At 43.0% G+C, this 13275-nt stretch carries 6 protein-coding genes; 5 read left to right on the top strand and 1 reads right to left on the bottom strand.

The features are described from left to right. Positions 1-292: 292 nt before the first annotated feature. Positions 293-901 (bottom strand): RNA polymerase sigma factor, encoded by a 609-nt coding sequence (locus ACPD8L_RS01805; protein ID WP_423941539.1) that lies wholly within the window; start codon positions 899-901, stop codon positions 293-295. Positions 902-1031: 130 nt separating this feature from the next. Between ACPD8L_RS01805 and ACPD8L_RS01810 the strand changes: the two genes are divergently transcribed. The 5 genes from ACPD8L_RS01810 to ACPD8L_RS01830 all read left to right on the top strand — a co-directional run bounded on the left by ACPD8L_RS01810 (position 1032) and on the right by ACPD8L_RS01830 (position 12982). Next, a complete protein-coding gene (locus tag ACPD8L_RS01810) occupies positions 1032-2201 on the top strand; it encodes a FecR family protein (protein WP_423941541.1) in 1170 nt (389 codons plus the stop codon). 204 nt (positions 2202-2405) lie between these two features. Next, positions 2406-5705: a SusC/RagA family TonB-linked outer membrane protein gene (locus tag ACPD8L_RS01815; RefSeq protein ID WP_423941543.1), complete on the top strand. Its 3300-nt coding sequence runs from the start codon at positions 2406-2408 to the stop codon at positions 5703-5705. A 15-nt stretch (positions 5706-5720) separates the two neighbouring features. Beyond that, complete coding sequence (locus ACPD8L_RS01820; RefSeq protein WP_423941545.1) at positions 5721-7157, top strand: RagB/SusD family nutrient uptake outer membrane protein; 1437 nt, start codon at positions 5721-5723, stop codon at positions 7155-7157. An 80-nt stretch (positions 7158-7237) separates the two neighbouring features. Next, the gene (locus tag ACPD8L_RS01825; RefSeq protein ID WP_423941548.1) at positions 7238-9538 is read left to right on the top strand and encodes a zinc-dependent metalloprotease; all 2301 of its coding nucleotides are present in this window, start codon (positions 7238-7240) and stop codon (positions 9536-9538) included. A 552-nt stretch (positions 9539-10090) separates the two neighbouring features. Then, complete coding sequence (locus tag ACPD8L_RS01830) at positions 10091-12982, top strand: M16 family metallopeptidase (RefSeq protein ID WP_423941550.1); 2892 nt, start codon at positions 10091-10093, stop codon at positions 12980-12982. The last annotated feature ends 293 nt before the right edge of the window (positions 12983-13275 follow it).

The following is a 13275-nucleotide window of genomic DNA, read 5'->3' on the forward strand; positions in this document are numbered from 1 at the left end:
GTTCATCTGCTGACAACGAGGTATCCGAGTGATATCGAACGGAGCAATTTCTATTGGTTATAAAAGAACTTGCGGCTTAGGAGAATACAATGACCGTTAGTTAAATTATGAATTTGATTGTTTTATTTTCATTTAAGAAGATGCAATGGCCAAGTTGAATGAAGAATACATCTTGAAATAGACTTCCTAATCATTGTTAGGACAGATATGAGTAATCAGGGTTTCCTTACAAAAAATGCTCTTTTGCACGAAAAGCGTAATGCATAAGTCCCAACTGCACCAACTTTACAGATTAAGGCAAATACTTCGGAACAACATTTTGATGTATTGGAAATAGTAGAAAAAGAAAAGTTCTGAGCTTGTCGCCCACCTCAGTACGGAGCAGGTCATAGGCCTTGGCCAGGTGCCACTCCACCGTTCTCAGGGAAATATTGAGGTATTCCGCTATCTCCAGATTGGTGAGCCCCTCCTTTTTACTGAGCAGGAAGGTCTGCTTACATTTAGGGGGCAATTGGGCAATCGCCTCGGTCACTATCACCATTTTTTTCCGTAAAAGTTCGGGGTCACTATCCTCGACCACCTGCTCAAGGGCATCCCTATAGGCCATTTCCAGCTTTGAAGTGGCCTTTGACCTATGGTAAAAATTGATGAACTCATTATAGGTCAGTTTCAGCAAAAAACTCTTGATCGATAGGTGCGGTTTGAGTTTTTTCCGCTTCTCCCAAGTCTTGAAAAATACATTCTGGACAATGTCCTGCGCCGAGTGACCATCCCCGCAAAGGGAAACCGCATAGCCGAATAGCACATGGTGGTATTCCCGTACCAAGTGCGCATAGGCCGCTTCCGAGCCCTGTTGCAGCTGGCCTATCAAATTTTCATTGTCCATCTGGGAATAATCCATATATACCTAAAAAACTTGACCTCAAGTTACCCCGACATCAATTAAAATTTAACTAAATGTAAAAAAAAACATTAAAAAAGCCCGTAGTTCACTTTTTTGCCCTGTTATATAGATAAAGAACCCAGGGATTATGGACCCCAAAATAGAAAGCATCCTTGTCAAATACCTGAGCCATTGTGCAACAGCCGAGGAAATGGACATCCTGGAAAAATGGATCGATACCCCGGAAGGGAAGGCACGCTTTCAGCAGTATGTAAAAACGAACTATTTCATCAATTACACTATGAACGACCCCGATACTGAACAAGAAGTTGAGCAGCTCCTGAAAAGGATCCGAAGATCAAAATCATTGGCCCATCGGTTCAGAACAACCCCTTATTTACGATATGCAGCGGTGTTGGTCGTATCGGGAATGCTCCTAGCAGGATATTTTATGCTGGATTGGTCCAAGAAATCCAAAGATATACAGATCGAACCGGTCATCGTGGACAATGCCATCATACCGGGATCGGAAAAAGCCACCCTCACCTTGGAGGATGGATCCACGGTTGTCTTGGAAGAAGGAACCACCTTCCGGTCCGACCATGCCACCAGTAACGGAGAGGAGCTGGTCTACTCAAAAACCCACGACAACGACCAGGAACCCCAATACAATTACCTTACGGTCCCCAGAGGAGGCCAATTTTTCCTTACCCTAGCGGACGGCACCAAGGTATGGCTTAACTCGGAATCCCAATTAAAATATCCCATTGCCTTTGTCGAAGGAAAGACCCGGAGCATTGAACTCATCTACGGAGAAGCCTTTCTTGAGGTCTCTCCCAGTGCGGAGCACAACGGATCCCGGTTCCAAGTAGACCATCCACAACAAACCGTGGAGGTTCTCGGCACCGAGTTCAACATCAAGGCCTACAGGGACGAATCAATTATCTACACCACCTTGGTCGAGGGAAAGGTGTCCCTGACCTACGAAGGGAACACCCAAGGCTTAAAACCCAACCAACAACTCCGGTACAATACCGAAAATAAGACTACATCCCTATCCGAAGTGAACGTCTTTGATGTGGTTTCCTGGAAGGAAGGGGTGTTCAGTTTCGACCATGCCACCCTTGAAGAGATCATGAAAGTCTTGGAGCGATGGTACGACATGCAGGTAGTCTTTGAAGATGCTAACTTGAAACAAGTGGAATACAGCGGATCCATCAATAAAAAATATGAAATCGAGGAAATCCTCACGGCCCTGATGGAAACAGGTACCATACGGACCTATGAAATCGACAAAAAGACCATTGTACTGAAATAAAATTGTATGAAACGTCCCAATTCCAAAAAACAACTTGGCCCAATGTCAAATTAAACCAAAAACGATATGTAAAAGAAAAAAACGAACTCTCAGACTCAGAAAAAAGCAAAAGGAGGAATATGGCCTTTACCTGACAAGTGCGAACCATACCCCCCTTAAAACGTCATTAATCAGATTATTTACCAACCAATAACACGCAAATTTATGGAAATTAATAAAAGAGTTCCCCTTTATGTCCATATAGATGGGGCACTGAAATGTATCATGCGAACGATAATACTATTGTTTTGTGTCACCACCTTTGGCCTGACCCCCAAGGAAAGCATGTCCCAGCGGATCACGATCGATACCGACAAGACCGTGTCCGTGGACGAGGTCTTTCGGATCATCAAGTCCCAGACCAAGGACTATATGTTCATTTACAAGGCAGACCTGTTTCAGGACCTTCCCAAAGTTGAGTTGAAAAAGGGCAGCATCCGGATGGACAAGCTCATCAACAAAAGCCTGTCCACGGCCAACCTGAACATAGTTGTGACCAAGAACAACACCATCCTGATCAAGGAACGGAAAAAGAGCGAACAACAACAGGTATCTGGAACCGTTACCGACGAAGCAGGGACTCCAATACCCGGGGTCACCGTAATGGTAAAAGGGACCACCTTGGGCACGGCAACGGACTTTGATGGCAACTATCTGATCACGGTCCCCAGTCCAGACCATGTACTGGTCTTTACCAGCGTTGGCTATGCCACGCAAGAAATAACAACCGGACAACGGACAACAATCAATGTCCAGCTCGAGGAAGGCGTACAGGAACTGGATGAGGTTGTGTTGAATGCCGGTTACTATAAAACGTCCCAGAGACAGGCCACTGGAAGTATCGCTAAACTAGATGCCAAAACAATAGCAAAACAGCCCGTAAGCAATCCCATTGCAGCAATGCAAGGATATTTGCCGGGAGTCAATATTAGGCAGGTTACCGGAGTTCCAGGTGGAGGTTTTGAGATTGATATTCGAGGTCAAAATTTTATAAATGGTGCTACCGACCCCCTGTTCATTATAGATGGTGTTCCGTTTGGTTCACAATCATTGGGTTCTGATAATGTGTCTCGGGATATACTTAATGGAAACATAAGCCCTTTAAATGCAATTAATCCAAATGATATCGAAAGTATGGAAGTATTAAAGGATGCCGATGCCACCGCTATCTATGGATCGCGAGGTGCAAATGGTGTGGTGTTGATTACCACAAAAAAAGGTAAGGAAGGGAAGACAAGGTTTCAAGCCAATTTGAGTAGTACACTTGGTCAGGTATCCAAATTTTTAGATTTGATGAATACTGAACAATACCTTGAAATAAGAAGAGAAGCAGTTGCTAATGATGGAATCGGTACATTATTGGAAGACCCTAGTATATTGAACTTTTATTTTCCTGATCTAGTTTGGGATAACAGTCGCTACACAGATTGGCAAAAGGAACTTATAGGAGGAACGGCTTACAGAAATAATGCCCAATTATCTGTAACTGGGGGCAATGCACAAACCCAATTCTTAATTAGCGGCTCGTATCAAAAGGAAACAACGGTTTTTCCTGGTGATGCAAATTATAAAAAGATAACGGTGCATAGTAATATCAATCATCAATCCAATGATAATAGGTTCAGAATAAATCTTTCTACAATTTATAGTAATGAAAAAAATAAACTGCCTAGAACAGACTTTGCTTTTAAGTCTTACACTTTGGAACCTAATGCACCGGAATTATATGATGATGAAGGAAATTTAAACTGGGAAAACAATTCTTGGGATAACCCTTTAGCCTCCTTAGAAGAAGAGTACCATTCAAAAATAAATACTTTAATGGCCAATGCCGTAGTATCTTATATGGTATTCCCCAATCTTGAGTTAAAGTCCAATTTAGGATTCAACACCTACAAATTTGATTCCTATAGGACACTTCCAAGTTCAGCAAGGAACCCAAGGTTTAACTTCACTCCTCAAGATTATTCCTCAATAAATACAAATAACGCTGATCGTCAGTCATGGATAGTGGAACCTCAATTAAATTGGAAAAAGGAATGGAGTAATATTAAACTGGATATATTGGTGGGGACTACATTTCAAAGTGAAACTTCTCAACAATTTGTTCAAAGAGGTCAAGGGTTTCCTAGCAACAATCTTATTAATAATTTGTCAGCAGCGACAACATTACAAATTCTTGGGGATACAGACAGTGAGTATAACTACCAGGCCTTTTTTGGAAGGTTAAACTTCAATTTGGATGGTAAATATATATTGAATGTAACTGGTCGAAGGGATGGGTCTTCTAGATTTGGCCCAGGTAAACAGTTCGGGAATTTTGGTGCAGCTGGGTTTGCTTGGTTGTTTTCAGAAGAAGGGTTTTTTAAGGATAGTTCTATTATCAGCTTTGGAAAGCTACGGGCCAGTTATGGTACTACCGGTAGCGATAATATTGGGGATTATAGGTTTTTGGATACTTACAGTATTACTGGAGATGATTATGATGGTATAAGCATTTTAGAGCCAACCGGAATATTCAATCCTTTGTTTGCTTGGGAAGAGAACAAAAAACTGGAAGTAGGTCTAGAACTTGGCTTTTTAAATGATCGAATTTTAATCAACACCGGTTGGTATCAAAATCGATCTTCCAATCAGTTGGTTGGGATTCCATTGGCGGTGACTACCGGCTTTTCGGAGTTGACAGGGAATTTTAATGCGACCGTTGAGAACACCGGGTTTGAAGCAGATTTGCGCACAATCAATATCCAAAAAGGAAAGTTTGGATGGACAACTACCTTTAACATAACGGTGCCAAAAAACAAATTGGTGAAATTCGATGGTTTGGAAACATCCACGTTTGCAAATCAATATGTTATTGGGAAACCTTTAACAATAATAAAATTGTATAATTCTTTAGGTGTTAACCCAGAAACGGGTAAATATGAGTTTGAAGATTATAATGACGATGGTGTGTTGAGTAGGCCAGAAGATAATCAATGGGTTGAAGATAGAGCCCCTAAATTTTATGGTGGCTTGGGTAATACCTTAAGTTACAAAAATTTAAGCCTTGATTTCTTCTTCCAATTTAAAAAGCAAAAGGCATATAATGAGTTACGTTTTCGGGCTACACCAGGGTATAAAGGAAATTCATCGGTAAGTTTATCGGATAGATGGCAGCAACCTGGCGACACAAATCCAATTCAAATGGCTTCTACTGGTTTAATCCGTGGTGGTGTAGATACAAATAGTCTTCAAAGATCTAGCAATGCAGCTTTTACAGATGCCTCTTTTATTCGTTTACGTAACATATCCTTGAATTATAAACTTCCAAATTTAAATAATGGGCTTGATATTAATGTGTATTTGCAAGGTCAAAACCTGTTAACATTTACAAACTATACAGGTCCTGATCCTGAACAACCAACCGATATTAGGTTACCCCAATTGAGACAAATAACGCTTGGGCTTCAATTAGGCTTTTAATTTAAAAAAATTATCATGAATAACTATATAAATATTAATAGTACAAGAGGGTCACAAAATGGCCATTTAAAATATAAACTTAAAGTCTTGAGAGCCTTTACCTTTTTTTATAGTATTATAGTGTTTGTTGGGTGCTCTGACTTTGTAGAAATAGACCCCCCTAAAAACACGTTGGTTTCAGAAACCGTTTTCAAAGAAGCCTCTACCATAAAATCAGCTTTAGCCAATGTTTATTTCAAAATGAGAGAAGAAGGTATGGTGTCTGGTAATTTCGGACTAGGTATTTTGATGAGTTCCTATGGTGATGAACTAGATTATTACCAAAATAATACAAGTTTTATGAGAATATATAATCATAGTATAATAAGCTCTGATGAGACAGTATTAAGTTGGTGGTATCACGCTTATAATATTATTTATTCGGTTAACGATATTATAAAAGGAGTAGATAATTCGAATGCTTTAACGGTTGAAGAGCAAGAAGAATTTAAGGGTCAAGCCTTATTTGTTAGAGGATACATGCATAGTTTATTGGTAGCAATTTATGGAGATGTACCATATATAACAACAACCAATTATTTAGAGAATAATGTAGTAGAGCGTATGCCTCAAAATGTGGTCTATGAAAATATTATCACAGACTTGAATGATGCTATCAATCTATTGGATGATACAGATGCAACTGGGGAGAATGTCATTCCCAATAGATCTGCGGCAGAAGCTTTGTTGGCCAGAGTCTATTTGTATACTGAAAACTGGGAAATGGCAGAAGCCATAGCTTCAGAAGTTATTGGCAAATACAATTTGGAGTCAGATATAGCTAAAGTTTTTTTAAAAGAATCTCCCGAAACCATATGGCAATTTAAGCCCGGGGTCTATCCTAACAATAACACTAGAGATGCCGTTTGGCTAATAATTAGAATGTTACCTGGTCATAACTATGCATTAACAAGTAATTTATTGGATGCATTTGAAATTGGAGACTTACGTCAATCAAATTGGGTGAATAGTGCAACTAGTGATGATGGGTTGACAACCTTGCAATATGCATATAAGTATAAGGAATTATCTAATACGACAGAGCTATCTTTAGAGTATTCTATAATTTTTAGATTGGCCGAGCAATACTTAATTCGTGCTGAAGCCAGAGCGCACCAAGGTGATATTTTTGGCGCACAACAAGATTTAAATGCTATTAGAAATAGAGCTGGTTTAGCGAATACAACTGCTGCTACAGAAAATGATTTATTGGAGGCAATACTTCAAGAACGCCATGTAGAATTATTTACAGAGCAGGGCCATCGTTGGTTCGATTTAAAAAGAACGGGCAAAGCCAGTGAAGTATTGAGCTCTATCAAAACTAATTGGAGGGACACAGATACATTATTTCCAATTCCTGAAAATGAAATAGAACGCAATCCAAACCTAAAACCTCAAAATCCGGGTTACTAATCATATAATATACCACTTTTGACTCTTTTCCTAGATTTTGGAAAAGAGTCAAAAGTATATACAAGAAATAAAAATTTAAAATGAAAAATATTATTACAGTATGCCTTTTACTAGTATACACCTTGGGCTATACTTTCGGTACCCCAATCCCAATGGATGATACCAAAGCAAAATACAATACGGAAAAAATACCCTTCCTCACCTCCACAATCTCTGATGGTCATATCTACTTCCAAATACCGGAATCCAGTATAGGTAAACCTATATTATTATCAAAAGTAGATACAAAATTTTATCAATATGAATCAAAGCAAATTGTATTTATAAAATCTGATGAAAATATAATAATCGAAGAGCGCATGGCTTGGTCTGAGACTGGCATATGGATTCCTTTAGATGATGATACTGGATTGGAAAAAAGGACTCTTGGAATATTCCCAATGGTGAAAAGTGAGTATGGTGATGGCTTTTTCAGTATTGATGTAACCAATTTTTTTTTAAGCAGTAAGGTATCTTGGCGATGGGATTCAGGTAACATAAACGCAAGCTTATCCAGAATTGAAAGCAACAAAGATTTAGATCAGGAACATATTGTAAAAACGTTAATTAGCTCCATAAGGAGAGATAATGAATATTTAGAGAACGTTTATTATAGTTTTTATGATTTGCAAGAGCCAATGGAACCAAGGCCATTTGACTATCGAATGGGGTACCACAATGAAAATGTCAATTCAATCAGTGCACGTACCCAAAACTATTTGGCCAGTATTTGTAGATGGAAGCTAAAAAAGAAATACCCGAATCAAAAAGTTAGCGTACCTATTAAACCAATAACTTTTATTCTATCTCCTAAAATCCCAAAAAAATGGCGTCCTTATGTTAAAGCAGGTATCGAAGAATGGTTGCCGGCTTTTGAAGCAGCAGGTTTTAAAAATGCCATAGTTGTTAAGGAAGTAGATAGTTTAAGCGATTGGGATAACTATGGTATGGGTAACTCGATTGTAAGGTGGGGCAATGGTAGCGATAACATAAGAACATACGATGTTTCAGGAGGCGGCGGAACGGTATCCAGAGTAGTAGACGTAAGGTCTGGTGAGATTATAAAATCAGATATTCTCATTTCTTCCTCCAACGAAGGTAGGGCAGAAAAATACTTTATTCGTTGTGCTCCATTAGACAAAAGGACTCTAAGCTATCCTTATCCAGAAACCCTGCTGGGCGAGACTCTTCAATACGTTGTAGCTCATGAATCTGGCCATGCTTTCGGAATTAAGGATGCGCACTTTGGTGAATACACCTACCCAGTTGAAAAAATGGGAGATACGGCTTGGATAAAAGAAATGGGGCATACCCCAACCGTTATGAACTATGCACGTCACAACAATATCGCGCAACCAGAGGATAGCATTCCTCCTTCATTACTTATGCCAAAAGTTGGGCCTGCTGACCTATATATGATACAATGGGGGTATACAGAATTCTTACCCGAAACATCATCCGAAGAAAAAGAGACCGCTTTAGAAAAAATCATCCGATTGCAGGATACCATACCTTGGTATCGATATAACAATGGCCCCTACGAAATTATTGGCCCTTCAATGACCAATGAAGTTGTTGAATCCAATAACCCTGTAAAAAGTACTGAGTTGGCTTTAAAAAATATAGAACGTGTTATAAAAATACTGCCACAGGTAAACAAAGGGGAAAAAGACAATGCTAGATTAGAACGACTTTACGAAAAAACCATCGATCTATGGTACCAACACATGAGACACGTAATATCCTTGATAGGAGGTTATGAAATATTCTACAAAGCAATGGATCAACAGGGTAACATGTACACACCTATTCCATTGGAATCCCAAGAAGAAGCAATTGAATATATAATTGAAAATGCTTTCAATCCACCAAACTGGCTTGTAAATCCCAACTTCTTGGCAGGTATCAAATACTCCACTTTTCCAGATGAGATAGTTTTTTTACAAGAAAAATTGCTGCGGGAATTGTTACGCCCTCAAAGAATGAAAAGGTTTGAGCATATGCAAACTATAGCGGGATATGAGGAAATAGCAAACAAATATTTATCAAAATTACAGTCAGGGCTGTTTAGAGAGTTGTATAATGGAACAAAAGTAAAACCGAGAAATCAAGAAATTCAACTCACATACATAGATGTAGTCACCTCAAAAATAGTACAAGAAAGTGGTTTTTCAGAAGCGAACAAAAAAGCTTGGTCTCATGATGCCTATACAAAAGGTTTAATGATACAACAATTGATGTCCCTCAAAAAGGATATAGAAAACGAGATAAAAAGGAACAAACACTCCAGTTCATTGGGCCATTGGCAATTGTGCCTGAACAAATTGAACCAAATACTATAAGGAGAAGTTCAATACAGATAACAATTTTGTTATTACAAAGCATACGGCTTCCTTGCACGGTTAGTTGTTACTTAAATCCAATTCGGCCATATCTCCTTTATATCGAAATGGGCAAAATCAACCAAAAAAGAGCGAGTAAAATTTAAAACACACCCTCTTTGACAACAAATCCTAATTTTTTGTCCACCGCGTAAGGGAATCCAATTTCGCAATCGTTTTAGGAGTATATAACAAGATAAAAAACGGTACAACCCCCCCGAATTCATATGATCATACATACATTTTTATTTGAGTTGGCCATTCCCCTGTTGCCCCTAGGGAGCAGGGGAATCTTTTCAATTTATCCTAATGTGTGAAAGTAAATAGGGCAAAGGACCGCAGCGATTGACCAAAAAAGACCAACAAGATATGTCCCAAGGCAAGTAAAAACTCCGAATTCCCCTCTTAAGGGGTAATAGCGGTCCACTGGGCCAAAAAGAGGGGAAGGAGGAGGTTCCCTTATTTGAAGAAGAACAAAACGGTCCCGGACCACAACTAACAAAACGAACTGATTTGAAATTTAGAAACACATTGAACATTCACAAAGCCATAAAGATGCAGACCATGGGAAAGAGCATAATCCTATTGGGAACATTTCTTTTGGCCATGGCCTGCGGGCAACAGACCCGATTGGTGGAGGACACCACCAAGGACGACAGTGCCCTCATACCCTATCAGAAATACCAACTGCCCAATGGACTGACGGTCATCGTCCATGAAGACCACTCGGATCCCTTGGTCCATGTGGACGTCACCTACCATGTCGGCTCCGCCCGGGAGGAGTTGGGACGCTCCGGCTTTGCCCATTTCTTTGAGCACATGATGTTCCAAGGATCAGGCCACGTAGCGGACGAACAACATTTCAAGATCGTCAGCGAAGCAGGGGGCACCCTGAACGGGACCACCAACCGGGACCGCACCAATTACTATGAGACCGTTCCCTCCGACCAATTGGAGCGCATGCTCTGGCTCGAGGCCGACCGGATGGGCTTTTTGCTCGAAGCGGTGACCCAGGAGAAATTCGAGGTACAGCGCGCCACCGTGAAGAACGAAAAGGGGCAGAACTACGACAACAGGCCCTATGGACCCCATTATGAACTCATGGCGGAAACGCTCTACCCCCAGGGCCATCCCTATTCATGGCTCACCATCGGAAGGCTGGAAGACCTGGACCGGGCGGACCTTGACGATCTAAAGAACTTCTTCCTTCGCTGGTACGGACCGAACAATGCCACTCTGACCGTGGGCGGGGACGTGGATCCAGAACAAGTGGTGGCCCTGTCCGAGAAGTATTTCGGTCCCATTCCCAAAGGACCAGCGGTGGAGCCGATGCACACAGATTCTGTAGTGCTGGAGGAAGACCGCTATGTGTCCTATCATGACAGGAACATCCGTTTCCCCGCACTGGTACATGCCTTTCCCACCGTACCAAGGTACCATAGCGACGAACCGGCACTGGACGCCCTTTCCAAGATCTTGGGACAAGGGAAGACAAGCTACCTCTACAAGACCTTTGTCGAAACACAAAAAGCAGTGCAGGCGAGCACCTCACATCCCTGCAGCGAACTGGCCGGGGAGTTCAACATCTTCCTGCTGCCCTATCCAGGCACGTCCCTCACCGAGCTGAAGGACGAGATGGATACGGCCCTTAACGCCTTTGATGTCGAAAGCATCACCGAGGAGCAACTGGAGACCTTCAAGACCCAATACGAGGCCGGTGTGGTCCAGAGTCTGGGCAAGGTCTCCGGAAAGGTATCCCAACTGGCGGCCTTTGAGACCTTTCTTGGGAACCCCAATCAATTGCAAAAGGAGCTAAAGCGCTACCGTGACATCACCAAAGCAGACGTGGTACGCGTGTTCAAAGAGTATATCAAGGACAGGCCAGCCGTGGTGATGAGCATTCTCGCCCAGGCCGATGCCCAGCCCGCGAGACCCGACAACTTCGTTTTGGAGCAAGGTGACTCGGCACAAACCCCAACCAAAAGGACCCCAGTGGAAACCCGGACGGTACAGGACGATTTTGACCGGAGTGCACTACCGCCCGTCGGTGAGGCACCGTCAATACAGGTGCCCGAATTTTGGGAAGGCCAGTGGAGCAACGGCATCGAATTGATCGGCACCGATACCGATGAGATCCCAGCGGTGAGCATCCGTCTGGAACTCCATGGCGGGCAATTGTACGACCCCGCTCACAAGGTGGGGCTGGGCAGCCTGACGGCCGCCCTTTTGAACGAATCAACGGAAGACCACAGTGCCTCCGAAATGGCAGCGGAACTGGAAAAGCTGGGAAGCTCCATCTCCATCTCCTCAGGCGACCAAACCACAGTGGTATCACTATGGAGCCTCACCAAAAACCTGGGACCGACATTGTCCCTCCTACAAGAAAAGCTCTTCCACCCCGCTTTCTCAGCATCGGATTTTGAGCGGTTGAAGAAGCAGGCCATCGAAAGTGCAAGGGCCAGCCAGCAGCAACCACGCGGCATGGCAAGTTCGGCCTTTGGCCAATTGTTGTACGGAAAGGACCATGTCCTGGCACCGCCCAGCAGTGGGTTGCCCGAGACCCTGGAGGCCATCAGCCTGGAAGACGTACAAGCCCATTACAACAACTACTATGCACCTGACCACTCGGAGCTCGTCGTAGTGGGCAACATCAAGGAAAAAGAGATCATACCGATGCTCCAGTTCCTCAAGGACTGGGCCCCCAAAGGTGTGTCCAAAGTGGACATACCCGAACTGCCCACAGTGGGCCAGACCACCTTATATGTCATGGACAAGCCTGGGGCACCACAGTCCGAGATCCGAATGGGCCACCCGACCGACCTTCGCTATGGCCCGACCGGCGATTACTATAAGGCCACCCTGTTGAACTATCCCTTGGGCGGGGCCTTCAACAGCCGTATCAACCTGAACCTCCGGGAGGACAAGGGCTATACCTACGGGGCAGGTTCACGGTTCAGCAGTGACCGATTGACCGGAGTTTTTACCGCAAGTGCCAGTGTGAAGGCAGAGCACACCGCAGATGCCGTCCGGGAATTCCTCAATGAACTAAAAACCTTTCAAAAGGAAGGCCCAGACCCCGATGAACTACAGTTCACCCAAGCGGCCATGGGCAGGAGAGAGGCCCTTGAGTATGAGACCCTCGGACAAAAGGCCGGATTCCTGAACAAGATCATCACCTATGATTTGGATGCCGGTTACAAAGAAGAACAACGTCAACTGCTCCAGTCCATAACGGAAAGGGAGCTGGACAGCATGGCCCAGCGGTACATCCGTCCCGATGGGATGATTATTCTGGTGGTGGGCGATATGGCCCGGCACGGGGACAGCCTAAGGGACCTGGGACTGCCCGTGGTGGAGCTCGATGCCCAGAGAACCCAAATCACAACGCCCTCACAAGCGAAGTGAAGAAAGGTAAGGGCCCAGATAGGTGCAAGGCGAATATACCGCCCAAGGCGGAAAAGAAGATGGCCCATTCCCATGGAATGCCGCCTGTGATCAGGATCGGGAAGGGTTGAGTTAGTTTAGTTTGATTTAAAAGGTATTCCTTTCATGTAGGGTCAGGGCCTATCGAAGGCAGAAGTGGATAGGCCCGCCTACTGCAAAGTCCAAAAAGAAAAGGGTACGGCCCCAATGGGGGACAGAACATAAAAAACACTGAACGAAGATATGAACGGACAAGAATAAAGAAGTCAAAGACC

Origin of the sequence: Flagellimonas algicida (assembly GCF_049629585.1) — a bacterium.
Lineage (GTDB): Bacteria > Bacteroidota > Bacteroidia > Flavobacteriales > Flavobacteriaceae > Flagellimonas.